20 protein-coding genes are annotated in these 26,617 nt (G+C 60.0%); 16 read left to right on the plus strand and 4 right to left on the minus strand.

What is annotated here, in order from left to right; all coding sequences use genetic code 11:
- Positions 1 to 105: 105 nt before the first annotated feature.
- The 13 genes from GTP69_RS22415 (at position 106) to GTP69_RS22470 (ending at position 18,390) form a co-directional block, all read left to right on the plus strand.
- A complete protein-coding gene (locus tag GTP69_RS22415; RefSeq protein ID WP_161056947.1) occupies positions 106 to 759 on the plus strand; it encodes a hypothetical protein in 654 nt (217 codons plus the stop codon).
- On the plus strand, positions 756 to 947 hold the full coding sequence (locus GTP69_RS31135; RefSeq protein WP_202424531.1) for a hypothetical protein: 192 nt from the start codon (positions 756 to 758) through the stop codon (positions 945 to 947). Before GTP69_RS22415 ends, GTP69_RS31135 begins: the two co-directional genes overlap by 4 nt.
- A 2-nt stretch (positions 948 to 949) precedes the next feature.
- Complete coding sequence (gene cpaB / locus GTP69_RS22420) at positions 950 to 1,870, plus strand: Flp pilus assembly protein CpaB (protein ID WP_161056948.1); 921 nt, start codon at positions 950 to 952, stop codon at positions 1,868 to 1,870.
- A 71-nt stretch (positions 1,871 to 1,941) separates the two neighbouring features.
- The gene (locus GTP69_RS22425) at positions 1,942 to 3,405 is read left to right on the plus strand and encodes a type II and III secretion system protein family protein (RefSeq protein WP_161056949.1); all 1,464 of its coding nucleotides are present in this window, start codon (positions 1,942 to 1,944) and stop codon (positions 3,403 to 3,405) included.
- Between the two features lie 12 nt (positions 3,406 to 3,417).
- Positions 3,418 to 5,178: a TadA family conjugal transfer-associated ATPase gene (locus GTP69_RS22430; RefSeq protein WP_161056950.1), complete on the plus strand. Its 1,761-nt coding sequence runs from the start codon at positions 3,418 to 3,420 to the stop codon at positions 5,176 to 5,178.
- Positions 5,175 to 6,035 (plus strand): type II secretion system F family protein, encoded by an 861-nt coding sequence (locus GTP69_RS22435; protein ID WP_161056951.1) that lies wholly within the window; start codon positions 5,175 to 5,177, stop codon positions 6,033 to 6,035. The genes GTP69_RS22430 and GTP69_RS22435 overlap by 4 nt, the downstream gene beginning before the upstream one ends.
- Positions 6,036 to 6,044: 9 nt before the next feature.
- Positions 6,045 to 6,965 carry a type II secretion system F family protein gene (locus GTP69_RS22440; RefSeq protein WP_161056952.1) on the plus strand — a complete coding sequence of 307 codons (921 nt, stop codon included), beginning with the start codon at positions 6,045 to 6,047 and terminating at the stop codon, positions 6,963 to 6,965.
- 12 nt (positions 6,966 to 6,977) lie between these two features.
- Positions 6,978 to 8,264, plus strand: coding sequence for a DUF192 domain-containing protein (locus GTP69_RS22445; protein ID WP_161056953.1), 1,287 nt, complete (start codon positions 6,978 to 6,980; stop codon positions 8,262 to 8,264).
- A 9-nt stretch (positions 8,265 to 8,273) separates the two neighbouring features.
- The gene (locus GTP69_RS22450; protein ID WP_161056954.1) at positions 8,274 to 13,436 is read left to right on the plus strand and encodes a DUF6765 family protein; all 5,163 of its coding nucleotides are present in this window, start codon (positions 8,274 to 8,276) and stop codon (positions 13,434 to 13,436) included.
- 321 nt (positions 13,437 to 13,757) lie between these two features.
- Positions 13,758 to 14,468: a right-handed parallel beta-helix repeat-containing protein gene (locus GTP69_RS22455; RefSeq protein ID WP_161056955.1), complete on the plus strand. Its 711-nt coding sequence runs from the start codon at positions 13,758 to 13,760 to the stop codon at positions 14,466 to 14,468.
- A gap of 701 nt (positions 14,469 to 15,169) precedes the next feature.
- Positions 15,170 to 16,102, plus strand: a complete 933-nt coding sequence (locus GTP69_RS22460; RefSeq protein WP_161056956.1) for a right-handed parallel beta-helix repeat-containing protein — start codon at positions 15,170 to 15,172, stop codon at positions 16,100 to 16,102.
- 9 nt (positions 16,103 to 16,111) lie between these two features.
- Positions 16,112 to 17,326: a right-handed parallel beta-helix repeat-containing protein gene (locus GTP69_RS22465; protein ID WP_161056957.1), complete on the plus strand. Its 1,215-nt coding sequence runs from the start codon at positions 16,112 to 16,114 to the stop codon at positions 17,324 to 17,326.
- A gap of 8 nt (positions 17,327 to 17,334) precedes the next feature.
- Positions 17,335 to 18,390, plus strand: a complete 1,056-nt coding sequence (locus GTP69_RS22470) for a right-handed parallel beta-helix repeat-containing protein (RefSeq protein WP_161056958.1) — start codon at positions 17,335 to 17,337, stop codon at positions 18,388 to 18,390.
- 40 nt (positions 18,391 to 18,430) lie between these two features.
- Here GTP69_RS22470 and GTP69_RS22475 read toward each other — a convergent pair whose 3' ends face one another.
- Positions 18,431 to 19,582 (minus strand): metallopeptidase domain-containing protein, encoded by a 1,152-nt coding sequence (locus GTP69_RS22475; RefSeq protein ID WP_161056959.1) that lies wholly within the window; start codon positions 19,580 to 19,582, stop codon positions 18,431 to 18,433.
- A gap of 50 nt (positions 19,583 to 19,632) precedes the next feature.
- Complete coding sequence (locus tag GTP69_RS22480; protein WP_110848651.1) at positions 19,633 to 20,193, minus strand: thymidine kinase; 561 nt, start codon at positions 20,191 to 20,193, stop codon at positions 19,633 to 19,635.
- A gap of 67 nt (positions 20,194 to 20,260) precedes the next feature.
- On the opposite strand from GTP69_RS22480, the gene GTP69_RS22485 reads away from it, so the two are divergent.
- Genes GTP69_RS22485 through GTP69_RS22495 form a run of 3 tightly spaced genes read left to right on the plus strand, consistent with a single transcriptional unit; the run spans position 20,261 to position 23,216 of the window.
- On the plus strand, positions 20,261 to 21,628 hold the full coding sequence (locus GTP69_RS22485) for a pyridoxal-phosphate dependent enzyme (RefSeq protein WP_161056960.1): 1,368 nt from the start codon (positions 20,261 to 20,263) through the stop codon (positions 21,626 to 21,628).
- Entirely contained in the window at positions 21,625 to 22,809 is a 1,185-nt protein-coding gene (locus GTP69_RS22490; protein ID WP_161056961.1) for a trans-sulfuration enzyme family protein, read from the plus strand. Before GTP69_RS22485 ends, GTP69_RS22490 begins: the two co-directional genes overlap by 4 nt.
- A 17-nt stretch (positions 22,810 to 22,826) precedes the next feature.
- Complete coding sequence (locus GTP69_RS22495; RefSeq protein ID WP_161056962.1) at positions 22,827 to 23,216, plus strand: HNH endonuclease family protein; 390 nt, start codon at positions 22,827 to 22,829, stop codon at positions 23,214 to 23,216.
- Here the strand turns inward: GTP69_RS22495 and GTP69_RS22500 are convergent, their stop codons facing one another.
- Both GTP69_RS22500 and GTP69_RS22505 read right to left on the minus strand, forming a co-directional pair.
- Positions 23,217 to 25,448, minus strand: a complete 2,232-nt coding sequence (locus tag GTP69_RS22500) for an acylase (RefSeq protein WP_229261100.1) — start codon at positions 25,446 to 25,448, stop codon at positions 23,217 to 23,219. It abuts the gene before it with no gap.
- On the minus strand, positions 25,448 to 26,287 hold the full coding sequence (locus GTP69_RS22505; protein ID WP_161056963.1) for a hypothetical protein: 840 nt from the start codon (positions 26,285 to 26,287) through the stop codon (positions 25,448 to 25,450). The genes GTP69_RS22500 and GTP69_RS22505 overlap by 1 nt, the downstream gene beginning before the upstream one ends.
- Positions 26,288 to 26,617 lie beyond the last annotated feature (330 nt).

Raw genomic sequence — 26,617 nt, forward strand, 5'->3', positions numbered from 1 at the left:
ACCATCGCAACCGTCGGACGGCTGGCCTTCAGACAGGTTCGCACCCTGTTGGCTGTCGTGCTGATGCACGGCGCCGCCGCGTCAGCCGCGCAGACATGGCCGACCGTGCCCATCCCTCAAGGCATAGCTACCTTCGCCATGGGCGACGAGGTCACGGTCAACGGCCTGCCGCTGCGCATGCGCGGCGTGCTGTCCAGCCAACCGCCGGCGCAAGTGGCGGCGCTGTTCCGTGCCAGCCTGGGGCATCCGTTGGTCGAAACCACGCAAGGCGAAAAATTGGTGCTGGGGCGGGCGCTGGGCGAGTTCTACGCCACGGTCCAGCTTGAACCGGCTGCCGCCGGCACGCGCGGCGTGGTGGCGGTCACCAGGCTGAGCGCGGCGATGAGTGGGCTTGACGCTGCCAGGCAGACTAGCCAGCACCTGCTCTCCCGCTTTCCTGCCGGTTCCACGCTGCTGAGCCACATGAGTTCCGTCGATGCCCAGCGCCGCAGTGACGCCGTGACACTCAGTAATTCCCTGGGCGTGGAACTGAACGTCCAGCATCTCAGGCGGATGCTGGAAGCCGAGGGCTACCGGCTTGAACGCGCTGCTGCTGCGACGGCGCCGACAACCATCTCCAGGCGCCAGCCCCAAGGACCGGGCGCCACCCTGTTTTTCGCGCGCCCCGGCGCCCAAGCCGTTGCGGTGGTCTATCGCGAAGCCAGCGGCAACACCGCCATCGTCCTGAACACCGTCACCGAACTGGAGCCCGCGAAATGACACGCCACCCGATGCATCATCGCGCTCAAGATGGCCAGTCCAGCATGGAATTCGTCATCGTGTGCGCCGCCCTCGCCCTCGCGCTCGGTATCGGCATGAGCGGCGATAGCAGCGTCCTCAAGCAGCTACTCGATGCCTTCAAAACGGCCTACCAGGATTTCAGCTACGCCATTTCTCTTCCGGGCTAATCATGAAACTCAAACTCCCCGCGCTCTCCAAGGTGAACAAAACGTGGGCCGTGCTTGGCACCGCGCTCGCCATCGGTCTGCTGGCCGCCGTCGCCACCCGCAGCTTTCTCAGCACGCAGGTGGCCGAGATTGCGGCACGCAACCAGCATCAGACCGTCAGCGTCGTCGTGGCCAAGACCGAACTGGCGCCACACACCATCCTGTCGAACGCCAACCTCGCCGTCCGCAAGATACCGGTGGAGTATGCGCACTCGGGCGCGGTGCTGCCGGCCGACTTCGGGCGCATCGATGGCGGCGCCATCGCCTTTCCAGTCAAGCCGGGCGAGATGATTATGTGGAGCCAGATGGCGGGCAAGCGGGCGCCGACCTTTTCCGCCCGCCTGCAGAACGGCCAGCGCGCCATCACCGTCGTGGTCGATGAAATCAACTCCATTTCCGGCATGCTGGAACCAGGCGACCTGATCGACCTAATGTTCAGCATGGACCAAAACGGCAAGAAGCTGGTGCTGCCGCTGTTACAAGGCATGCAGGTCATGGCCACCGGCCAGCGCTCGGTCGACGATCCGAAAAGCGGTGAGCGCATGCAGTTCGCCACCGTGACGCTGGACGCCACGCCGGACCAGGCCAGGAACATCATCATCGCGCGGGAATCCGGCAAGCTTACCGCCTTGCTCAGGAACCCAGCCGACAAACCAACCACCGGCAACCAGCGCTACGACCTGGACGCCTTGTTTGGCGCCCAGCCGGTCGCGCGGCCGTCCCGCCAGGCAACCGGCGTCCCCGTGCTGTACGGCGGCAGCGGCGCGAAATTCCCGCCCGAAGCCTTGCATCTCGGTCGCTACCGATCCGGCGCGGCGCCATCTCCACCGCCGCCGGTCGCCGCGCCGCCGCCAGCCGGCGCCACATCGACCACGTCACCCTGACCTGACGACGCAACGTGACCGCCCGGCACCGCCGCGCGCCGCACTCTCACGCCCTTTTTTGGACAGTGCTCATGAACAGCCTTTTCCGCAACTGGCTCTCCGTCCTGCTGATAACAACCATGGCCGGCGCGCACGCGCAAACCCCGCCACAGCGCGTCACGCAGGGCCAACCAGCCGAACGCTATGCCCCCATCAAAAAGCAGGAGGATGCCGAGCCGGCGCCGGAACTTGAACTGTTCACCGGCGAGTCGCGCGTGTTCCCGGCGCCCGGCATCGCGCGCATCGCCGTGGGCAACGGCCAGGTCATCACCGCCAATGCGCTGGACGACAAGGACGTCATCATTTTCGCCAACGGCGCCGGCAACTCGACCCTGTTCCTGTGGCACCAGGACGGCCGCGTCCAGCGCGTGAAAGTCACGGTGCTGCAAGCCGACATGGGCCGCTACGCCCGCGAAGTCGCGACCTTCCTGGCGACGATACCGAAGGCCAAGGCCAGCGTGGTGGGCGACAAGGTAGTCGTCGAAGGCGACGAACTGTCCGATGCTGACCGCGATAAGGTCGCCGAACTGGCCAAGCGCTACCCGTTGATCGTCAACTTCACCAGCCCCATCGGCTGGGAGCAGATGGTCATGATGGACGTCAAAGTGGTCGAGTTTCCCAAGACCGAATTGCGCGAACTCGGCTTGAAATGGAGCGCCACCGGCGGCGCGGCCGTGGGCGGCATCTGGGCCCCCTCCAGTCGCGGCGACGCCGGCGGCTACGCGATCACCGTCAGGACCGGCGACACCAACGCGCCGCCGATCAGCGTGCCGGGTGGCGGCAGCGGCAGCTACGTGCCGCTACCGTCCAATCTGACCATCCTCAGCGCCATCAACCTGGGGCTGAACGCGCAGCTGCTGGCGCTGGAACAGAAAGGCACGGCCAGCGTACTGGCTGAACCGCAATTGTCGACCCGCAGCGGCTACAAGGCCAGCTTCCTGGCTGGCGGCGAAATCCCCTATTCGGTGGCCAGCATCAACGGCGTGACCGTGCAATTCAAACCATACGGCGTCAAGCTGGATATCGAACCCAAAGTGGGCAGCAATGGTGTGATCCGCGCCGTCATCGAATCCGAGGTCAGCTCGATCGACGCCTCGCTCTCCACCGCCAGCGGCCCGGCCCTGCTCACGCGCCGCACCAAGACCGAATTCAACGTCCGGCAGGGTGAAACCATTGTTCTGTCCGGTCTGCTACAACGCAACAGCAGTACCGATATCGACAAGGTGCCGCTGCTGGGCGACATGCCGATTCTCGGCGCGCTGTTCCGCTCCAGGCGCTTCCAAAACAAGGAGACCGAGCTGGTGGTATTCGTCACGCCGAGCATTGTCGACAGCCGCAGCGCCGGCCTGGTGGACCGGACGCAACGCGCCGGCGAGCGCCTGGAACGCAACCTCGGCCGGCAGCCCTACCTGAGCAATCCGCTCCAGCCCGGCGCCGATGCCGCCGGCTTCAACCAGGCGCCGGCGGCGGCCGTGCCGGACGCGCCGGCGCCATAGCGGGAGCCAAGCATGTTCCAGGTCGACATCCTCAACCCCGACGGTAGCGGCAGACAGGTCCACGTGCCGGACGACTGCCTGGTCGGCAGCAAGACCAGCAACGACATCTGGCTCGACAGTTGGCGGGTGGCCAAGGAGCACGCGCGCCTGCTGCGCACGCCCTCAGGCCTGCTGCTGGAAGACCTGGGTTCCTACACCGGCACCAGCGTCAACGGCGTGCGGGTCACCACCCAGCATGGGCCGCTGACCGCAACCGACGTCATCGGGATCGGCCCGTATAAACTACAGGTGCCTTACCAGCCCAGTGCGGTGCAGCCGGTGCAGGCGGCGGCGCCACATTCGCGCTCGGCCAGCGCCGCTGCGCGCAACCAGCGCGCCACGGCGGAAATCCACTCCTCTCGCCTGGCGGCCGAACTGGCCCAGCAAAAACGGACAGAGCCGCTAGAGGACGGCTACCCGCTGATACTCGCCCCGCTGGCGCGGCAGCAGCTCGAATTCGAGTGGCGCCAGCGACTCCACGCCATCCTGCTGGAAACCATGGACCTGCGCCGCCACGACGTCTCGAAAATGAGCGACGCGCAATTGCGCGCGGAAACCCAGCGTTACCTGCACGACATCATGCGCGAACAACGCGCCAGCCTGCCGCCGGAGCTGGACCACGAACTGCTGGCCCGGCAAGTGCTGGACGAGGCCGTGGGCCTGGGGCCGCTGGAAGAACTGCTGGCGGACGCCGGCGTGACTGAAATCATGGTCAACCAGTTCGACAAAATCTACATCGAGCGCCACGGGCGGCTGGAAAAACACCCGCTCACCTTTACCAGCGACCGTGCCGTGCTGGGCGTGATCGAACGCATCGTCGCACCGCTGGGCCGGCGCATCGACGAATCCTCGCCGATGGTCGATGCGCGCCTGAAAGACGGCTCACGCGTCAACGCCATCATTTCACCGCTGGCCTTGAAAGGCCCTGCCCTGACCATACGCAAATTCGCCCAATACAAGATGACGGCGGACGACATGGTCTCGCTGGGGGCGCTCAGCGCCGCGATGGCGGCGTTTCTGGAGATCTGCGTGGCCGCGCGCAAAAATATCGTCGTGTCCGGCGGCACGGGGTCCGGCAAGACCACCCTGCTGAATATTTTGTCCAACTTCATCCCGGCCGGCGAGCGCATCATCACCGTCGAAGACGCAGCCGAACTGCAGTTGCACCATGAGCACTGGATCAGCCTGGAGGCACGGCCGGCCAACGTCGAAGGCAAAGGCGCCGTCCCGATCCGGGAGCTGGTTCGGAATACGCTGCGCATGCGCCCCGACCGCATCGTGGTCGGCGAATGCCGCGGCGGCGAAGCGCTCGACATGCTGCAGGCGATGAACACCGGCCACGACGGCTCGCTCACCACACTGCATGCCAACAGCCCGCGCGACGCGCTGGCGCGCCTGGAAACCATGGTGCTGATGGCCGGCATGGAATTGCCGCTGCCCGCCATCCGCGAACAGGTCGCCGCCGCCATCCAGCTGATTGTGCAGCAGACCCGCTTTGCCTGCGGCACGCGCATGGTCACCAGCATCACCGAGATCACCGGCATGGAGGGTGGCAAATTCCAGATGCAGGAACTGTTCCGCTTCGTCAATCTGGGCTATGTGACGACGCCGGACGGCAACAAGGTGCGCGGCTATTTCAGCGGCTGCGACATGGTGCCCAGCTTCTACGAGAGCTTGCGCGCCGTCGGCAATGCGCTGGACATGGGCATCTTCAAACCGGGAGCGCCGTCATGAGCGCCACCTCCATGCTGATGTTCATTACCTGCATCGCCGCGCTGGCTGCCGCCATCCTCGCCTGGCTGGTCATCGATATCGGCATCGTCACAATGGCCAGCTACCGCGCCCACTTCACGGAACGCACGCGTTTTCAAGTCCGCGAATTTTTCCTGTTTATCGACCCCACCAAGATATTCATGGCGCACGCCGCGCTGATGACGCTGGGCGCGATTGTCGCCGGATTGGCCAGCGGCAGCGTGCTGGTGGCCGCCACCTTCTGCGGTGGCCTGGCGCTACTGCCGCGCGCAGTCTACGCGTGGCTGCGCCTGCGCCGGTTGCGCCAATTCGAAGAGCAATTGCCGGACGCGTTGATGATGCTGGCCGGCGCCCTGCGCGCGGGCCTGAGCCTGAACATGGCCATCTCGCAGCTGGTGGTGGAAGCGCCGGCGCCGCTGGGCCAGGAGTTTACGCTGATGCTGCGCGAACAGCGCCTCGGCGTCACGCTGGAGCAAAGCCTGAACGGCCTGGTGCGCCGCATTCCCACCCAGACCACGATCCTGGTGGTCTCAGCCATGCGCATCGCCACCGAGACCGGCGGCGGCCTGGCGGAAATGCTGGAACGCACCGCCAACACCGTGCGCAGCCGCCTGCAAATCGAAGGCAAGATCCGCGCACTGACGGCGCAGGGCAAATTGCAGGCCTGGATCGTCGGCCTGCTGCCGCTCTTGCTGATGCTGGTGCTCGACCACATGGAACCGGACGCCATGGCGCAGTTGTGGCATACCCGCATGGGCTGGGGCGCCCTGGCCGTCATCATCACGCTCGAATGCCTCGGCATCCACGTGATCCGGCGCATCGTCGCCATCGATGTCTAGGAGCATGCCATGGCCGCTACCCGCATCGAACTGATCATCACCACGCTGGCCATGCTGTCTGGCTTGGCGGTGGCGCTGGTTGCCATGCTGATTGCCCGCACCGTCGCCGCCATTCCGGCCGAGGACCGCAGCTACAAGGATCGGCCGCCGCTGGGCTTCCGGCTGTTCTGGTGGCCGATCCATTGGTGCGGCCATGCCCTGCACCCCTTCATCTCGCGCGCGCCGACCGCCGCGCTGCCGGTGCGCTTGCGCAAGGCCGGCCTGGAATACAGCATCAGCCCCGCCCAATTCACTGCGGCCCGCCTGTTTTGCGCGCTCGCCGTCGCCAGCTTCTCGTGTTGGGTGCTGGACTCGCTGGGCCAGGGCAGCACGTCCGGCGGCTTCGGCGCCGCGCGCTACTGGGAAGTCGGCGTCAGCGCCGCGCTGGCCGGCTGGATCTATGTCGGCATCTGGCTGCGCGACCGCATTGCGCTGCGCAAAAGCGAGCTGCACAAGACGCTACCGTTTTATCTCGACCTCATCACCCTTTGCGTGGAAGCCGGACTCAACCTTCAGGGTGCGCTCAACCAGGCCGCGCTCAAGGGGCCGAACGGCACGCTGCGGGAGGAAATCAACCGGGTACTGCGCGATGTCCGCAACGGCAAGGCGCGGGCCGATGCGCTGCGCGCCATGAGCGAGCGCGTGCAGGAGCCGGCCGTCACCAATTTCATCACGGCGATGATACAGGCCGAGCGGATGGGCATGAATCTGGGGCCGGTATTGCGGGCGCAGGCCGATCAGCGGCGCTCGGAGCGCTTCCTGCGCGCCGAAAAACTGGCGATGGAAGCGCCCGTCAAGCTGCTATTTCCGCTGATAGCCTTCATCTTCCCTTGCACCTTCATCGTCCTGTTCTTCCCCATCGTCATTCAGTTCATGCATTCGGGACTATAAGGAACGACCGCCATGACCTTCCCACAAACCTGCACCATCCATACGGCCAGCGGCGCGCACCGGCTCGATGTGCGGCTGGCAAATAGCTTCCTGTCGCGCTTTCGCGGACTGATGCTGGCCGGACCTTTGCAACCCGCGCAAGGGCTGCTGATCACCCGCTGCCGCAGCGTCCACAGCGCCTTCCTGCGCTATCCCATCGACGTGGTGTACCTGGACCAGCATGGCGTCGTCACCGAATGCATCACGCCGCTGCATCCCTGGCGGGTCAGCTTCAGCGGTATCGGCCGGGACGGTGACGGCCAGCGCTACCGGCGCGCCGCCCACACGCTGGAGCTGGCGGCCGGCGCGGTCGAGGTGATGGCGATTCAACCGGGCGACCGCCTGGTCCATCCCCACCTGCCCCACGCGCCGGTGCAGCAGCCCCGGCATGGATCACAGCGCGGCTCGGCGATGATTGAGTTTACCGTCGTCGGCCCCATCATCACCCTGCTGGGGCTGGCGGTGCTGCAATACGGCATGCTGTTTTTCGCCAGGACGCAAATCAACTACGCGAGCTTCATGGCGGCGCGCGAAGGCGCCACCGCCAATGCCAGCGTCGACAGCGTCCATGCGGCCTATGTGCGCGCACTGGTGCCGCTGTATGGCGGCGGCCAAACGCCGGATGACCTGGCCACGTCGCTGACCAAGGCAAGCGAAGACATCGGCGCCAATGGGACCGGCAACGTCAACATCGAACTGCTCAACCCGACCAAGGAAAGCTTTACTGATTGGAATGACCCGGTACGGCAGGCCGCACTGCACACCGGCAGCCGCCGCGTCATTCCCAACAGCGGACAGGCGTTCAAGGACCAGACGGTGGGCGCCACCTCGGGCCAGACCATCCAGGATGCCAACCTCATCAAGCTGCGCATCACCCACGGCTACCTCCCCAAGGTACCGTTTGTCAAAAACCTGTACGGCACCTACCTGAAGTGGCTGGACCCGCATACCGACGCCTTCCATACCAAGCTGCTCGCCGACGGCCGCATTCCGGTCGTGACCAATATCACGCTGCACATGCAATCCGACGCTATCGAGCCCGCTGCGCCAACTTCATCACCCGGCCCAGGCAACGGCGGCACGCCAGTCAATCCCGGCGATCCCCCCGTCACGCACGACCCGCCGCCGTCCTGCAACAACGCCAGTTGCGCCGACCCGACAACGCCCACGCCACCGACGCCGCCGGCATGCAACCCGCTGATCGACCCAACGCATTGCGAGGGGCCGCCGTGTTCCGTGATGTGCTGCAAACCAGACTGAGGCAATTCAATGAAGACATTCCATCAAGGCATGCTGCTATCGTTCTGTTGCCTGCTGCTATCCAGCGCTGCCATGGCGGAGTGCGGCCCTGTGCCGGGCGGGCCTCCGGCCGCATGCACGCCGAGTTCCCCGGCCAGCATCAGCGCCAGCGGCGGCGTCGACGCTGGCGCCGGCAACCCGCTCAACGTCATGACCGGCAACAAGTACCAGCGCGAAGACGACATGCCGGCGCTACCCGGCATCCTCGGGCTGGAAATCGTGCGGCACTACAACAGCGCCTACAGCAAGCCGGGCACGCCAAGCGGACCGATGGGCCGAGAGTGGAAACTGTCCTACGAGACGGAACTCATCGACAAATCCGGCAAGATCCAGATACTCCAGGCCGATGGCTCCCGGCTGATCTTCGACAGGGACCCGAAACATCCCAACCTGTGCAGCACTGTCCTGCCGGCCAACGGCCGCATCATACTCGGGCAGGAGCCGAACGGCGCCAACGACTACACCTGGACCTGGCCCAGCGGACGCCGCCTGCACTTCAACAGCGGCGGAAAACTCGATCGCATCACCGCCCCCAGCGGCGAAGCCGTCTCCCTCCAGTACGACGCCGACCAGCTCCTGGTCAGCGTCACTGACCCGCAAGGCCGCAGCCTGCACCTGGCTTACCTGGACCGGCAGACCGCCAAGGCCGGCGACCGCTTCCGTGGCGTACAGCGCATCGTCAGTCCAGTCGGCCGCTTCACCTACGAATATGGCAGCACTGTCCCCAAGGGCAGCACCGCCTTCGACGCCCGCATCCTGCTAGCCAATATGGCGCGTGTTCGACTGCCGGCGGGTTCTGCGGCCGGCGTCAGCCGCGTCTACCATCACGAAGATCCGCGCTTTCCCTGGCTGCTGACCGGCATCAGCATCGAAACGCCAGGGCCGCGTGGCCAACCCGTCGTCACCCGCTTTGCCACCTTTGGCTACGACGACAACGCCCAGGCCAATCTCAGCACCCACGCCGGCAATGTCGGCAAGGTCACGCTCGACACCCGGGAAGGCGGCAAGACGGTGCTGACCAATAGCCTGGGGCAGCGTACTGTCTACCGCCACGCCATTGTCGGCGGCGAGCACCGCCTGCTGGAAGTGCGCGGTGCGGGTTGCTCCACCTGCGGCGAGACCAATGTGCGCTACACCTATGACAAGCTGGGCCAACTGGTCGAGGCAATCAAACTGAGCGAAAACGGCGAGCCGATCAGCGCAATCCGGCGCACGCTCGACCACCTAGGCCGTCCCGTCGCCATCAGCAAAGTCAGCTACGAGCACGGCAAACCTGGCGCGGCCGTGCCGCAACTGCGCCTGGCGTACCAGGGCGAAGACGTCGCACCGACGCTGCTCGCCTGGCCCAGCGTGGTGCCCGGCAAGGAGCGCCAAACGCGCATCGCCTACAACGCCGCCGGCCAACCGCTGAGCGTGACCGAAACCGGCTGGATTCCTACCTACGCCGGTAAACAAGCCGCAGCGCCAATTGCGCGCACCACCACGTATCGCTACGCCACCATCCACGGTCGCAGCCTGCTTACGCACATCGACGGCCCGCTGCCCAATGGCAAAACCAACAGCCCGATTGACTCCGACGTCACCGTGTTCGAATACGATAACGGCGCGGACAGCAACGGCGCCACCGCGCAAGGAAAACTGGCGCAATACGACGAGCGCGCAGGATCACACAACGGACGGCTCACACGCATCACCGCCCCCGGCAATCTGGTCACCGAGGTGCTGACGCGCGACGAAGCATTGCGGCCCAGCCAGCTGCGCGTCACGGACGGCGATCTGGTTTGGCTGGCCAGCATTCGCAGCAATCGCCGCGGCCAGCCGGAAAATATCGAACTGAGCGGCGGCGCCATGCAGCGACAACTGCGCTATGAGTACGATGCGGATGGCCGTATCCAAACCGTGACGCGTCCGGGAAACCTGCGCAGTACTTTTGAATATGACCCGGCAGGCCGGCCCAGCCGCATCATCCTGCCGGACGGCAGCGGCGTCGCGATTACCCACGATACCGAGGACCGCGCCGGCAGCGTTTCACGCTACAACGACATGACAGCGGCAGCGGCGCAAGCGCTGGCATCGATCCGCTTCGACTATAGCCGTGACATCGGCAAACCTGGCCGCCTCACGGCACAGGCCGATTCACTCGGCCTCCTCAACAGCTACCGCTACAACGACATCGGACAAGTCATCGCCATCACCAACGCCATCGGCACGCATTCCACCTTCGCCTACGATGCGGATGGCCGGCTTGCCAATCGCACCGATGCCGCCGACAGCAAGGACGCGGCCTCACTAGCTCTGGCCTATGACAATGCCGGCCGAGCAACCCGAGTCACCGCGCCAAACGCCGTCAACACGCTGCGACGCTACGACGACTTCGGCCTCAAAGTATTCGAAGCGGACCCGGACCGGGGCGTTACCCTGTTCCGCTATGACGTGGCAGGCCGGCCACTGGTTCGCATCGATGAAACCGGTACAGCCACCAGCTACAGCTACGACCACGCCGGCCGGCTGCTGGCAGTCGGCAAGGACAAGATCACCAATCTGCTCCAGTACCGGTATCGCGGCAGCCGGCTGGCCGGCATGGTCAGCACCACCGATGGCAACCCGGCACATGCCGTCGAGCGCCTGGAATACCAATACGACGCGTTGGGCCAGAAAACCAAAGAGACACGCTGGCTGGCCGACGTGACCGCACGCACCGCCTCCGAAGGATTGCTCTTCATTACCCGGTACGAATACGACGAAGCTGGTCGCCTGGTTCATCAAGTCCTGCCGGATGGGCATAGCCTGCACTACCGCTTTGCCGCAGCGGGCGATGCGCGTCAACGGGCGGACCAGCGTTACCGTCCCGGCCAGCTCCACGCGATTCTGTTCGATGATCAAATCGTCGTCAGCGACATCGAGCAAACCATTGCTGGCGGGCTGACCGGCTACACGATGAGCAACGGCGCGCGGCAACAAATCCAGCTGGACCGGCGTGGCCGCATTGCGCAATTGCGCACGGTCGCGGATTCAGCAAATGGCCCCTGGTGGCGCCGTATCGCGGCATGGTTCTCCTCCAAGCCGGATAGCGCCAACACGCCGCTCTACCAACAAATCAACCATTACGACGAAGCTGACAGACTGGTCCAGATTGAACGCCAAATGGCCGCACCTGACGTTGGCAAGCCGCCCAACGCGCGGCGCGAAAAATACGCTTATGACAGGATGGACAGACTGACCAGCATCGTCTCCAGCGACGGAGCGGACTCAACTTTCCGCTACGACCCGGTCGGCAACCGCGTCGCAGAGTCGGTCAAGTTTACGCACCAATTCGGAGATAAGATTCCTGCCACGGAGCCAACGGCATTTAGATTCAATTATGCACCGAGGGGCAACTGGCTGCTCTCGACCACACAGGCGAATGCAACCGCAGTCCCACATGTGCAGAATGCTTGGTTTTACCATCCTACAGGGCTACCAATAGTACAACTGCGATGGCAGACCAGCGGCGCGACTAACAGGCACATCTTCTATAGCCGCGACAAACGCCCTATCTCTGTATACGAGAACGGTCAACTTATTGCGCGTTACCACTACAACAGCCAAGGCGAGCGCATCGCGAAGACTATTTTTTCACTTCGATCAGAGCTTGTACCGGTCTCGCTCGCCAAGGTGGCGATCCGAGGTGAAACCACCTATTCGCTGTATAACGACGAACGTCTAGCCGCCGAGACGGACAGCCGTGGACACATCACCGCCCACTACGTTTACCTGTACGGCAAGCCGGTGGCAAAAGTTGAAATGATGGATAGCACCTCTCTGATCCATCGCTTGTGGAGTGCAGTCAAGATGCGCACTGAAGGCAAGGCCCGCAGCAGCCTGCCACAAGTCTTTGCTATCGTGGCAGATCACTTGGGCACCCCTCAGGAAGTCCTAGATGAGCGACGGCAGGCGGTATGGCAAGCAGCCACGGCCGCATTTGGCCAAGCGCGCGTGACCTACGCGGCGGTCTCAAAGAATGGAAAACCATTCCAGATGGATTTGCGCTTCCCTGGTCAAGTCTATGACGCAGAAACCGGCCTGCACTACAATTACCTGCGCGACTATGACCCACTACTGGGACGCTACTTGGCCCCCGACCCGCTGGGGGTCAGCGCCGGAACTAATCCATACACATATGCGTCAAATAATCCGCTCACGAACGTTGATCCTCTAGGTTTGTATCAAATCGACGTTCACTATTACATGACGTTCTTTCTGGCGATCACAGCGGGAGTAGATAAAGATGTCGCGCGCCAGATTGCGCTAGCGACTGAGTATATCGATACGAACCCGGTGACTAGGCCAATGAAGGACGGAAGGTTTCTGGACTATTGGGATAGTGTTTTCATAAATCAGCCCGCGCTAGTGCGCTACCATTTCGTGGAGGATGGTTACGACCCTCCTCGAACCGCAGTTGAAAGCCTCTACTACATTACGACTGGTAGTGATTTGCAGAGCTATGTAGATCGACGTATTGTCATGCCGGCAAGTCCACAACTTCAGCGCCTACTGGATGCATCCAATTTCGCGAAGACCGACCCCAATGCCAACTGCCTTTCAAGCGCTCAACTCTTCGGTGAATATCTTCATGCTTTTGAAGACACGTTTGCACATCGAGACAGGTTCAACGAACCGTACGCAGCGACTACCGGAGGACTTGGTATTGGCCACTTAATGGGAAGCAAAGACCCGGACTATACATATAACCATCCCACTCTAGAAATAGCAGGTATTCCAATTGCGCCATGGGACAACAATGAAGCAAGGACCCTAGAGATGGAAACAGAAGTGTTCAGTAAACTGAAAGCTTTCAGCAATCCCGCAAATCACCAAGAGTCGTCAATAAATACGATCGCGTATACATTGAAAATTTTCAACGCCTTTCAAGCCAATGAAGATTCGGGAAATATCAGCGACAAGGTTGCGATACTTAACAAGGCGCTTCAGTACTTAGGCTATTCAGGAATTGATCTTACTTATAAACGGGGACAAGATGCGTACAGCAATAGTGAAGCAGCGACAAACCGGGATGATGCCCTGAGCAGACTTGACCCCTCGGATTACATTGGCACGATTCTGCCGAGGGGAACCGCTCCGTTGCCTCAGTAAACGATGAAACTTCATATATCTAGTTGCCGGTCAACTCTGCTCCTAATGGCCTTATTACTATGCGCCATTTGGCTGCTGTGGCCGGCGGAACAAACGAAATCATTCTTACAACCACCGGTGCCGACTCCGCACCCGTTATTGTTTTGCGCCGAGGTACGGCCAAAATTCGGCTCCTATCAAGAAGCAGTAATTAGAGAGCCGGGAGTGCATTGCCTTAGCGTTGATTTCTGGCAGCGGCGCCTTTCCGATTTTGCGGGTCATACTGGACCGACATCACATAGTAACTTAATTACGATAACAACGAATGATGTCACGATCGACATGTCCAATCGCACCTTACACAGCGATGGAAATTCTAATGGCGTTGCGGCGCAACGAATCGAGCAAGACGATAGACAGATACCAACCAATATCACCATCAAGAATGGCGTGCTTGATCTCAGGGGAGCAGGAACAGGCGTAGATATATTGGATCAATGGCCCATGAATAATATCAATGATCAGGCGCCAAGGAAAATTTCCGGCTTTAGAAAATCAGGTATCGTACTTGAAAATCTACTGATTAAAACAGACAACGTAGGGATAAAACTCGAGGGAGATGGCAACATCATCCGCAACTGCATAATTGAGAGCGGCGGGCACAGCGCCATCACGTTGGCAGGCCCGAATGGACAGATTATAAATAATATAATTACGCTCACTGAGCCCATGCCTCCCGCCCATGGCGCATCAGGTTTATTGTCTCAATTCGACAATCTATCTGATTTCAGAAAGAAGCAACGCGCAGCCATAGTCTTGCATCGAGCGACGGGCACTGTAATTAGCGGCAATAGGATTGAAGTCAAAGGGACATCCCAGACTTACCACAACATTTACCTCACCGATGCCAGCGTTAGCGTACATATATCAGACAACACTATTGTAGGCTCTGCCGATATCGTGACTTCTACAAAAGGGAGCACAGCCAACATGAAGGATAATGTAGTCCAGAAACACAAGAAGAAGCAATGGTGGCACCAGGATATTTTTTAACCTTATTGCGGCAGGAGAGCGGCATGAAAGCTAAAACAAGTCGAACCCTCCAGTTAATTCTATCGCCGCTCGGCTTGTACTCTATATATATTTTAAACATATTTCTTATACCGAAATATTATTTAATTAGTTTCTGGATTATTTTAATTTATCTTAGCATATTCCTTCAAGGGATTAGGCTTTTGGCTATGGTAGCGCTGTCCTTCAGTTCGAACATTTTCCTAAAGACACCTTTAAGGCTAACCTCGTTTAACGTACTTGTGGCAATACTCGTCAGTCAATTGGTATGTTGGCCGCTGTTTTTCTTGCACAGCACTTACATCATGTTACTACCCTATGCGATCAGTATTGGTGTACCGGATGCTCCCATACGGAGCCACGTTGACTTAGCGGCCATAGCGCCATTTTATCTCCTGTACGTTCTAGCTCTGCCTTTTCTGATAGTGATACTTGGGTTATTTCTATTTCTATGCTTTTCCCGCAGGCTTTACCAGGAAAAATGCATCACTTTCACTATTTTCGTTTCAACTTTTACTATCGCGCTAGTACTGAATGTGAGCGGAATTGCCCCAATTCCAAATGAGTTGCTATACATATTTTGGCTGCTGCCATCGATCCTCGTGTCCGCGTACTTGGTCGATAGACAACCGACGACGACTTCATCCTCAAGTTGATTAATTATTTTTATCAGGCGACATAAAATGCGCATCAACTTTCGTACGATTAAAATTTTTATCAAAATTTTCGTAATTCACAGAATACTTACTCCTTCATTTTCAAATGCAGAGCAATTAAATCCCAAAGTACACAATTCATTCTGTGAAGTCGCAGTGGACCTAACAACGGACAATTGGTCTGTTTCAATCCGTAATTCAGGAATTTTTTGTATAGGAAGTACTCTAAAACAAACTTTTCCTTTGATTAGGTTGCCGCATCAAGCGGTCCCAATGAACCCGTTGATCAGCATATTTTCGAGTAATGTTACTGTTGATTTAATGAATCGAAATCTTTCCGCACAAACCCCAACTGGGCAAGGGGTGGTGGCGGAAGATACGTCGAGGATGCCTCGGCATACTATTGAAATAAGAAGGGGAACAATCCGTACCGCGAGTCAGCCAACCATATTTATGGTTAATTCTTGGAACAGCAATAACGTACGCTTTGGCAGCGGCCGCTTTGCCATTGCGGAGTCAGCCAGTGATCTTACTCAATACAAACCTACCGAGTTCGTGCTGGAAAACCTCACGCTCACGGCCGAAAATCACGTCATCATCATGCAGGGCATGAACAACATAATCCGGCATTGCAAGATCATTGGCGGTAACGGCACAGTCAATGTTTTCGGTCCCAATCTGATTTTTGAGGATAACGAAATTATTTTGCACGCCAAAGCCCAGGCTGAGGCAAGCGACCAAGCGCCAGCCGCCCTGTATCTCGAAGACGCAGCCGGCAGCGTCGTTCGCAACAACCGCATTACGATCAAAGGCAAAACCTCCGGCAGTCAAGCTATTGTCCTGAAAAATTCACCGAACGTCACCTTGCAAGGCAATACTATCAGCGGTACCGATTCCCTCTATAACCTCCTCGACGAACATAGTTCTGTCATGGCTACCGACAATCACCTCAACCGATGAACTGTGCATATGGCTACCCATACCGCGATTCGCATTGCTGCAATTTGCATGTTGGCATTGATAACTTCACCAAGTTTAGCGCAGGAATGTTTTCAAATACGACTGCCTGAGGGCCACAAGGAAATCCGCGTCCCAGCCAACCTTGCCCTGGTGAGATATCAGGGCCAATCTGCCTTGACTCCCGCTGGGTTTTGGCTGTATCACGAGGGAGAAAATTTGTCGCTCAGTGGCCTAGGTCACTTTTGCCTGGCCCAGGATATTGTCCGAAACGTGGGAATAGCGAAGCTACTCGACGAACCAGATGGGTCGGGTCCGCTAATTCAACTTTCATATGGTGACCTCACCTTTATTCTCATAGATCTATTCTCTTCGGCTTGGCAGTTCGCCGTGGCAACCGAGGTGAGTACTTGCAAAATAGCAATTGATAATAGTGGAGATGACTGGACAATTTCGATTTCAAATTCTGGCAGTTACTGCATCGGCCAAGATCTTCGTCAATCTGACCCCTTTTACAGACTGCCGCATCAAGCAGTATCTAAGGAGCCATTATTAGTCATACAAAGAAGTCACGTTCTTGCGGATCTTAATCAACATCGTCTCATCACCAGTGTACTTAGCCGTGCAGGAGTAAGAGTGCTTGCATTGAAACAATCGCCGATTAACGGAATAACCGTCCGGAATGGCTTTATCTCATCAAGCTCAGGGCCAACTGTCTTTATGGTCGATGCATTCGACGATGGGAAAGACGCTAGGTTTGGTCAACATCTCGCCATTGCCGCGTCAAACGGAAATACATCCCGGTATCGGCCTACCGAGTTTGTCTTGGAGAACCTGACACTGGAAGGAAATAGCCACGCCATCGTCATGCAGGGCATGAAGAACATCATTCGGCATTGCAAAATCAGCGGCGGCAATGGCACAGTCAATATTTTTGGACCGAATCTAATTTTTGAAGACAACGAAGTTATCTTGCACGCCAAAGCCCAAGCTGAGACCAACGACCAAGCGCCAGTCGCCCTCTACCTCGAGGATTCAGCAAACAGCGTGGTGCGAAACAACCGCATCACGATCAAAGGCAATACCTCCGGCAGTCAAGCTATTGTCCTGAAAAATTCACCGAACGTCACCTTGCAAGGCAACACCATCAGCGGTACCGATGCGCTCTATAAGCGCCTAGACGAACAGAGTTCTGTCATCGCGACCGACAATCTCCTCAACCGATGAACGTGCATATGAATACCTACACCGCGCTGCGCATCGCTGCAATTTTCATGTTGGCATTGATAACTTCACCAAGTTTAGCGCAGGAATGTTTTCAAATACGACTGCCTGAGGGCCACAAGGAAATCCGCGTCCCAGCCAACCTTGCCCTGGTGAGATATCAGGGCCAATCTACCTTGACTCCCGCTGGGTTTTGGCTGTATCACGGGGGACAAAATTTGTCGCTCAGCGGCCCAGGTCGCTTTTGCTTGGCCCAGGATATTGTCCGAAACGTGGGAATCGCCAAGCTACTCGGCGAACCAGGTGGGTCGGGTCCGCTAATTCAACTTTCAAATAGTGACATTACATTAGATTTACGCGGGCACACGCTACGCTCAGATCGTGCCGGCGTCGCAATTGAGGGCTACGTTGGAGGGAAAATCCACCAGACCTCCCCCCATACATTTTCGTTTACGAACGGCAGTATTGAAGTGAATGGCAAAGGCGTATCTTTCACGGGATGGCAGTACGTGGGATATAGACACAACTATCGACCTGATCCAGCTCTACTAGATACCGTGACAGAGTGGTACGGTCCAGACTTTGGAGATTTCAGCGACACAAATATTCTCTTGGAAAACCTCACCATCAAAAGCGGTGGGTTGGCTGCCTATCTAATCGGTCGCAACAACGTCATTCGTCATTGTCGTATTGAAGTGGAAGGCCATGAAGCGGTGGCGCTGTTCGGCGCAAACAATCAACTCATCGACAACGAAATTATCGTCAGGCGTACACTCCCTCCACCGGTTGCCCAAGACAATTCGCGCCCGAGATTTGGTACCTACTATTTGGATTATGCCGCCATATGGATCCGCGATGCCCCAAGACTCATCATCAGGGGCAACAAAATCACGATCGAGGGTTTGTTCAATGCCGAGCAAGCGATTCTGCTTGCCAATAGCCCCGACGTTGTCATCGAAGACAACGAGGTCACCGGCGCTAACAACCTCTACAAAGCGCTCGACGGGCAATCTTCCGCACGGGCGCACAACAATCGAAAGCGGTTTGGGAAGTGGCCCGACAATTAAGACTTCTTTTACTAAAACTTTGTCAACAAATCCAAGAACGCTAGTGCACGGTAGGAAGCGGCGCTGGTGCGCGCGGCCGGCGGGTGATCTCCACCAGATCGCCCTGCCCGTCGCTCGCTTTGACGGTAACCGTCACTTCGCCGGCGCTCACAGACTGCCCTGCGGACAGTAGCGCCTTCCAGTGGCGCTCGTCCCGGTCATCCACCGGCTGCACGCGGATGGGGCCGTCATGAGAAGTCAATGCGGTGTCGACGGTGTAGACCAACACGCCGCTGCGTGACATGGCGCTATCTTCGGCTTCGGCGCGGCGACTTTCGGCCACCACCACCGTGTGCGGTCCCGTCGGCATGACAGCAATTTTGACGTTGCCCGACCGCTCAATCGGCGTCAACCGCACGGTGCCGGCGCCGCAGGCAATCTGTTGATCATCAAGCCAGCCCAGTTGCCAGCGCTCCCAGCCGAGATAACCCGGCGACAGCCCTTCCGGCTCGCCCATCACGCTGAACTGGCCGACGTAGGTATGCCACAGCTGGTTCGACGGCAGCGGTCCGGCCAAGTCCACCAGCGACAAGGCATGGCCGATCTCATGCACAAACCAGCCGCCGCGCAGGATGGGCAGATCGGCGCCGGAGGTGGCGCCGTTGAGGAATTCGCGTCCGCCCGCCATCACGCCCGAGCCCGGCGCTGCGGTGAATGCCGGGCCCCAGTCGATAGCCTTAGCGTCGGGATTGGCCACCACCAAGATGGCGTCATTGTGGGAATAGTCGATGCCGGGACCGGCAAGGTTGATGGCTTCCTGTATATAGGCACGCTGCACCTCGAACGGCGCGCCACGGCTGAAGTGATAATCGGCCACCGGCTGCCGCATGCGTATCCACTGTGGGCTGACGTCGAACATCAGCTTCATCCGGCCATATGACACCGCACTGAAAAACTGTTCTGCGCGTGGGGAAATGATGTCCAGCACCTGCTGCGGCGATACCGTGGCCGGCGCATCGCTGAAGTCGACAAACAGCACGCGGAAGCGCACTTCGCCGAGCGGCTTCAGCCGCAGCGGATTGCGTGGGAAGCCAAGACCGACATCACTGCGCAGTTGCATCTCCGGCAAGCGGCATGCCGCCAGCGGATCGACAGCTGACACGTCGGCAGCCGAGGCCGGCAACACGCCGCAAAACGCGACCAAAGCGCTCAAAGCAACCGCTTTATCGGCCATCCTTGACGCCGCGCGCAGGCCAGCCACGCCTAATGCGTTTCGCTGTAGAAGCAGCGGCCGCAGGCCTGGCGATAACTCTCGTTGCCGCCAATACTGATCTGCTCACCTTCCTTGATGCGTTTGCCGTTTTCGTCGACACGGATATTCATGGTCGCCTTCTTGCCGCACGAGCAGATATTCTTGATTTCCTCAATATCGTCAGCCAGCGCCAGCAGATAGGCCGAACCGGGGAATGGCTCGCCGCGGAAGTCCGAGCGCAAGCCATAGGTGATGACGGGAATGCCGCGCACCTGCGCCAACTGGTGCAGCTGCTTGACCTGCTCCTTGCTCAAAAACTGCGCCTCATCGACCAGCAGGCATGCGATTTTTTCGTCTATGGTTAGAAGAAAATCGGTATTAGCGTCGAAGACTTCGGTATCGCGCTGGGGGCCCAGACGCGACGTCACCTTGCCCACGCCATAGCGGCTATCGATGGCGGCCGTGAACAGGCGCACTTTCTGCCCCTGCTCTTCATAGTTATGCGCCACCTGCAACATGGCGGTGGACTTGCCCGCATTCATCGCGGAGTATCGAAAATAGAGTTTTGCCATAGGCGAATTATAAACCGCGAAAATAAAAAATAGAGCATACTTGCCCGACCTGCCCATAGGAGAACTCATGCGCCAACCTGCACTGTTCAACCTGATTGGCAAGACGCCGCTCGCCGAGGTGACCCGCCTCGATACCGGCCCTTGCCAGTTATTCCTTAAACTGGAATCGCAAAACCCCGGCGGTTCGATCAAGGACCGTATCGGTCTGGCCATGATCGAAGCGGCCGAAGCCCAAGGTCTGCTCAAGCCCGGCGGCACGATTATCGAAGCCACCGCCGGCAATACCGGCCTCGGCCTGGCACTGGTCGGACGGCTGAAAGGCTACCGCGTGCTGCTGGTCGTCCCCGACAAGATGTCCACCGAAAAAGTGCTGCACCTGAAGGCGCTTGGCGCAGACGTGCGCACCACCCGTTCCGACGTCGGCAAAGGCCATCCCGAGTATTACCAGGACTACGCCGCGCGGCTGGCCGCCGAAATGCCGGGCGCCTGGTTCTCGGACCAGTTCAACAATCCCGCCAATCCGCTGGCGCACGAAACCACCACCGGCCCGGAAATCTGGGAGCAGATGGGCCACGACATCGACGCCATCGTGGTCGGCGTCGGCTCGTCCGGTACGCTGACCGGCTTGACCCGCTACTTCCGCCAGGTCGCGCCGCAGGTGGAATTCATCCTGGCCGATCCGGCCGGCTCCATCCTGGCCGAATACATCGCCACCGGCCACGTCTCTGAAACCAGCGGCTCGTGGGCGGTGGAAGGCATCGGCGAAGACTTCATCCCCGCCATCGCCGATATGACCGGCGTGACCAAGGCCTACACCATCGCCGACGTCGAAAGCTTCGCCACCGCGCGCGCGCTGCTGAAGGAAGAAGGCATACCGGGCGGCTCGTCCACCGGCACGCTGCTGGCCGCCGCGCTGCGCTACTGCCGCGAACAGACCACGCCCAAGCGCGTGGTCACCTTTGTCTGCGATACCGGCACGCGCTACCTGTCCAAGGTGTACAACGACGGCTGGATGCGCGACCAGGGCCTGCTGGAGCGCCAGCGCTTCAACGACCTGCGCGACCTGATCGGCCGCCGCTTCGACGCCGGAGAAGTCATCAGCGTCACGCCGGAAGACACGCTGATGATCGCCTTCAACCGCATGCGCGCCGCCGACGTGGCGCAGCTGCCGGTGCTGGAGAACGGCCAGCTGGCCGGCATCATCGACGAATCCGATGTGCTGCTAACGGTTGGCGCGGAGCCGGAGCGCTTCAACAATCCGGTCGGCGCCACCATGACCAAGCGGCTGGAAATCCTCAAGCCCTCGGCCGACATGCAGGCGCTGCGCGCCACGCTGGATCGCGGCCTGACCGCCGTTGTCGCCGAGGGCGACACCTTCTACGGCCTGATTACCCGTTACGACCTGCTTAACCATCTGCGAAGGACGCTATCTTGAGCGACAAACCGAGCAACCACAAAGCCGCCCTGGCCACCCGCGTGATCCACGCCGGCCAATCGCCCGACCCATCGACCGGCGCCATCATGCCGCCGATTTACGCCACCTCCACCTTTGTGCAGGAAAGCCCCGGCGTGCACAAAGGCCTGGACTATGGCCGCTCGCACAATCCCACCCGCTGGGCGCTGGAGCGCTGCGTGGCCGACCTGGAAAGCGGCGCGCAAGGTTTCGCCTTCGCCTCCGGCCTGGCGGCGATATCAACGGTGCTGGAGCTGGCCGATGCAGGCTCCCATATCATCGCCGGCGACGATATGTATGGCGGCACCTACCGCCTGTTCGAGCGGGTGCGCCGCCGCAGCGCCGGCCACCAGTTCACCTACGTCGACCTGACCAATCCCGAGAACCTGCTGGCCGCCATCAAGCCCGAGACCAAAATGGTGTGGGTGGAAACGCCGACCAACCCGATGCTCAAGCTGGCCGATTTGCAGGCCATCGCCAACATCTGCCGCGAGCGCGGCATCATCGCCATCGCCGATAACACCTTCGCTAGCCCGATCGTCCAGCGTCCGCTGGAACATGGCTTCGACATCGTGGTGCACTCGGCCACCAAGTATTTGAACGGCCACTCCGACATCATCGGCGGCATCGCGGTGGTGGGCGGCGAGGAACGTCAGAAGGAATGGCGCGAGCAGTTGGCCTTCCTGCAAAACTCCGTCGGCGCCATCGCCGGCCCGTTCGACAGCTTCCTGGCGCTACGCGGCGTGAAGACGCTGGCAATCCGCATGGAGCGCCACTGCGCCAGCGCGCTGGAACTGGCGCGCTGGCTGGAACAGCAGCCGGAGGTGCGCAAGGTGTTCTATCCGGGGCTGGAATCGCACCCGCAGCACGAACTGGCCAAGCGCCAGATGCAAGGCTTCGGCGGCATCATCTCGATCGATCTGAATACCGACCTGCCGGGCGCACGCCGCTTCCTGGAAAGCTGCGAAGTATTTGCGCTGGCCGAGAGCCTGGGCGGCGTCGAAAGCCTGATCGAACATCCGGCGCTGATGACGCATGCGTCCATCCCGGCGGCACAGCGGGCGGCGCTGGGCATCGGCGATGGTTTGATCCGGCTGTCGGTGGGAATTGAAGATTTAGAGGATTTAAGGGCCGATATTCGTCGTTCGCTCGACGCTATTTAACTGCTAATATTCGGCGCATGACTTATCTCATCTTCATCATCATCGCCGTGCTGGCCCTGGGCTTCGCCTATTCGATCCTGGTGGCGGACGCCAAACCGGTGGTCGGCAGCGACTATTACAAGGTCTCAAAGGACGGCCGCGTGCTGCTGGCGGCCGGTCCCAAGGTCAGCGCCATCAAGCCAACGCTGTATCCGGAAGGCTTGAAGGTCAAGCTGCGCGGCGGCAAACGCGAGGGCGAATTCTACGTGCACGACCTGGTGGCGGAAGTATTCCTGCCCAATCCGAACAAGCTGTCGGCGGTACGCCACCGGGATGGCAACGTCCGCAATAACAAGGTCGAGAACCTGCAATGGGCCCGGCTCGAAGACATCGAACATCCCGAGCCGGTGGTCTACCCGCGTCCCTGACTATTCGCCGGGATGGTAGCGGCGTTCGAGGTTTTTCTCCACGTCCGCCTTGTAGAACAGCACATCCTTGAATTCGCCGCGCGCGTACATCGCCGCCTGGTCATTGAAGTGCGGCGAAGCCGGATCGCCACTCTGCCCACCGGCCAGGATGCTGCGGGCCTTGATGCGTGGCCCAAACTCCACCGCCGCCACGAAGCTATTGCCACGCTCGCCGTAAATCCGCTTGGTCTTCTGCTTGGACGTGGTGCCATAGGCGGCCAGCGATCCCCAGTTGGCCGAAGCGAATGGCACCGGCAAACTCGGTTTGCTGTCGTCAAACGGCTGCACGATATCGCCGGTTAAACGCTGGAAGCGATTGATCTCGCCCCACGGCGTCTGCCAGTTGCCGAAATCCTTGGTCAGTTTGGCGGTGGCGCGCTCCAGCGCCTCCAGCCGCTGCTGCGGCGTGATGGCGGCCTGGATGTAATCCAGTACCTGCACTTCCTTGGCCTTGGCCGCCGGCTGGTACGTGGTCCACAAATCCTGCGCGCAGAACACAGCCAGCGAAGTGGCGGTCGATTCCAGCGAATAACGCATATCCCAGCCGCGCAGCGCCTTGATTTGCGGCGCCAGCGCCGCCTTGCGCGCATCGTCGGCCGGCAGTTCGTCGTAGGCGGCGAACAGCTGCGGCAGCAAAGGCTCAAACGCCGGAAGCTGCGTGTCGTACGCCGCAGCGATCAGGCTGTCGATGGTAAAGCCTTTTTTGTTTTCCAGCACGCGCACGGCGTGGATGCCGCGCGGGTTCTCCGGATTCATCGACATATACGCCGGATAGTCCTTGACCTTCGGGCTGTAGGCGCCGGCCGCCGTGTACGGCCAGTTATTGGTGTTCTGGATCCAGCCGTTCTTTGGATTGAACAGCGTGATGGTTTCCTTCACCTCGTGCAGGCCTTGCCACTCGGTGGCCGGATTGCTGCCATCGACCGGATGCTTCCAGTCGAATTGCGGATCGCGGCGCGGGATGAAATTCCCGTGGAAGTAAGCGATATTGCCGTCGGCGTCAGCATACACGGTGTTGTTGGACGAATTGGTGCGCAACTCCATCGACTTGTAGAAAGCCTTGTAATTGCGCGCCTTGGTACGGCTGAAGGACTGCGTCAGCGCCTTCAACGGTTCATTCATCAGGCGCACCGCCACCCACTTGCCATCCTTGGCGCGAACGATCGGGCCGTGGTGGCTGTAGTAGACGCGCACCGTCTTGCTGGCCATGCCGTCCTTGGTCTTGTACGGCAGCGCGATGTCGACCGCCTTCAACGGCCGCTGCTCGTTGCCGTACTGGTAGAAGAACTGGCCGTCTTTTTCGGTGATGGTTTCCAGGTACTCGTCGATTACATCACCGCCGCCGGAGGTATGCATCCAGCCGACACGGTCGTTAAAGCCCTGGTAGACGAAGAACTGGCCCCAGGTCACGGCGCCATACGCGTTCAGGCCTTCCTCGCTGTGCACCGCCACTTCGGGACGGAAGTAGAACGAGGTGTGCGGGTTGATCATCAACAGCGCATGCTTGTTCTTGGTCAGCGCGGGGGCGATGGCAAAGCCGTTCGAGCCGCCCGGCTCCTTATCCAGGTCGATGCCATCGCTGGACGACATCAGCACCGGTGGCATCAGCGGCAGCTTGGCGCCGTCCGCGTACAGCGACTGCAGCTGCTTGATGTCGATGGTCTCGATATCGCCGCCGATACTGCCTTCGCTGAAGCTGAGCGCCATCCACGGCTCAAAGTGCGTGAGCAGCGCCGGCTTCACATCCGCATGCGTTTGCAGATAGTAGTTCAGGCCATCCGCCCAGGCGTTCATCAGCTTTTGCAGCCACACCGGCGCGGCCGCGTACTGGCGCTTCAGCTCATCGGGATTGATGAAAAGCTTCATGCGCAGGTCTTTATACAGCTCGGCCTCGCCCTCCACTTCCGCCAGACGTCCCATGGCGTTGATGAAGTTCAGCTCCACGCGCGGGAAGTCATCCTCCGCCTGCGCGTAGACCATGCCGAATACCGCGTCGGCATCGGTCTTGCCATACACGTGCGGGATGCCCCATTTGTCGCGCAAGATGGTCACGCGCTGGGCGGCGGCCTTGAGGCGCACCGGTTCCGCAACCGAAGCGGTGTTAGCAACGGCAGGCGCCGCAACCGCCTCGCCGGCGGCGGCAACGCACACCGACGCGGCACAGATCAAAGCTACCGGAGCGCGCGTCATCATCAGGCGCTGGCCAGCTCGGAAATACGGCGTTGCAGATTGGTGATCTCTTCCAGCAGCGCGGCGTTCTTTTCGCGCAGCGCCATGTTCTCGGCGCGCAGTTCGCGCACGTCGGTCGGCATATCGCTGTAATCGACTTCCGGCGCGGCCTTGCCTTCCTTCGGCTCCTTGGCCGGACGGGCGGCGGCGCGCAGGTCGCGCACTTCCTTGGCGGCCTTTTGCAGTTCCTTCTTACCGCCGGCAACCGCCGCCAGCTGCTGCTCTTCCGACAGCGACGCCACCGTGGCCGCCGCATTGATCGAGATGGTGCCGGCGCGGACCGCTTCCACCAGTTCCGGCGTCGCCGTCTTCTGGATCTTTTCGATCTGGCCGATGGTGGCGCTGCTCAAGCGCGCGGCGCGGGCGATGTCCTCGCGCGACGCTAGCGGCATGGCGGCCGGCTTCTTCGCTGCGGCCTCGCCTTCTTCCGGCGCGATGCGGGCATCTTCGGCGGCGGCTTCGGCAGCCAGCTCCAGCGCGCGCGCCGTCATGATTTCTTTCTTGCGCAGCGCCAGCACGCCGCGCTGGTAATCGGAAATGCTGCGCCGGCCCAGATTGTTATCGATCATCCACAGCTTCACGTCTTCCATGCTGCGGAAGCTGGTGTTTTCCGTCACCTTGAACGGAATGCCGTGCTGCTGGCAGATCTGGTAGCGGTTGTGGCCGTCCACCAGCACGTCTTCCCACAGCACCAGCGCGTCGCGGCAGCCTTCCGTCAGGATGCTGCGCTCCAGCGCCTGGTATTCACTCTCAGTCAGCGGCTCGATGTAAGCGCGCAGCGCGTCATTAATTTTGATTTGCATATCTATCCTTGAAATACCGGCGCCGGCGGTGTGACCACGCTCGCTCGTACGCCGAACAGCATGCTACACCATCCAGCGGTCCGCCAAAAGCATCAACTTGCAAGATGATGACTAAGGCAATTTTAAGAAACCACCATTACTATCTCAACCAGTCAAACGTGCTTTCTCCGCAAATTGACCAAAGCCCCGACAGGTCCCCCGCCTGCTCGGGGCTTTTCTTTTGCGTTTTTGCAACAGTCATTTCACTCTGACAACGACAGCAACCTACATTCATGTTATCTTCAATGCACTGGAGTAAATATTAATTCTTTGGAGAAATAACATGATTGC

Origin of the sequence: Duganella levis (assembly GCF_009857605.1) — a bacterium.
Lineage (GTDB): Bacteria > Pseudomonadota > Gammaproteobacteria > Burkholderiales > Burkholderiaceae_D > Rugamonas > Rugamonas levis.

Bases quoted from the DNA above. Each gene is read 5' to 3' on its own strand.
- GTP69_RS31135 (WP_202424531.1), top strand. From the start codon at position 756: ATGACACGCCACCCGATGCATCATCGCGCTCAAGATGGCCAGTCCAGC.
- cpaB (WP_161056948.1), top strand. From the start codon at position 950: ATGAAACTCAAACTCCCCGCGCTCTCCAAGGTGAACAAAACGTGGGCC.
- GTP69_RS22425 (WP_161056949.1), top strand. From the start codon at position 1,942: ATGAACAGCCTTTTCCGCAACTGGCTCTCCGTCCTGCTGATAACAACC.
- GTP69_RS22430 (WP_161056950.1), top strand. From the start codon at position 3,418: ATGTTCCAGGTCGACATCCTCAACCCCGACGGTAGCGGCAGACAGGTC.
- GTP69_RS22435 (WP_161056951.1), top strand. From the start codon at position 5,175: ATGAGCGCCACCTCCATGCTGATGTTCATTACCTGCATCGCCGCGCTG.
- GTP69_RS22440 (WP_161056952.1), top strand. From the start codon at position 6,045: ATGGCCGCTACCCGCATCGAACTGATCATCACCACGCTGGCCATGCTG.
- GTP69_RS22445 (WP_161056953.1), top strand. From the start codon at position 6,978: ATGACCTTCCCACAAACCTGCACCATCCATACGGCCAGCGGCGCGCAC.
- GTP69_RS22450 (WP_161056954.1), top strand. From the start codon at position 8,274: ATGAAGACATTCCATCAAGGCATGCTGCTATCGTTCTGTTGCCTGCTG.
- GTP69_RS22455 (WP_161056955.1), top strand. From the start codon at position 13,758: ATGTCCAATCGCACCTTACACAGCGATGGAAATTCTAATGGCGTTGCG.
- GTP69_RS22460 (WP_161056956.1), top strand. From the start codon at position 15,170: ATGCGCATCAACTTTCGTACGATTAAAATTTTTATCAAAATTTTCGTA.
- GTP69_RS22465 (WP_161056957.1), top strand. From the start codon at position 16,112: ATGGCTACCCATACCGCGATTCGCATTGCTGCAATTTGCATGTTGGCA.
- GTP69_RS22470 (WP_161056958.1), top strand. From the start codon at position 17,335: ATGAATACCTACACCGCGCTGCGCATCGCTGCAATTTTCATGTTGGCA.
- GTP69_RS22480 (WP_110848651.1), bottom strand. From the start codon at position 20,193: ATGGCAAAACTCTATTTTCGATACTCCGCGATGAATGCGGGCAAGTCC.
- GTP69_RS22485 (WP_161056960.1), top strand. From the start codon at position 20,261: ATGCGCCAACCTGCACTGTTCAACCTGATTGGCAAGACGCCGCTCGCC.
- GTP69_RS22495 (WP_161056962.1), top strand. From the start codon at position 22,827: ATGACTTATCTCATCTTCATCATCATCGCCGTGCTGGCCCTGGGCTTC.
- GTP69_RS22500 (WP_229261100.1), bottom strand. From the start codon at position 25,448: ATGATGACGCGCGCTCCGGTAGCTTTGATCTGTGCCGCGTCGGTGTGC.
- GTP69_RS22505 (WP_161056963.1), bottom strand. From the start codon at position 26,287: ATGCAAATCAAAATTAATGACGCGCTGCGCGCTTACATCGAGCCGCTG.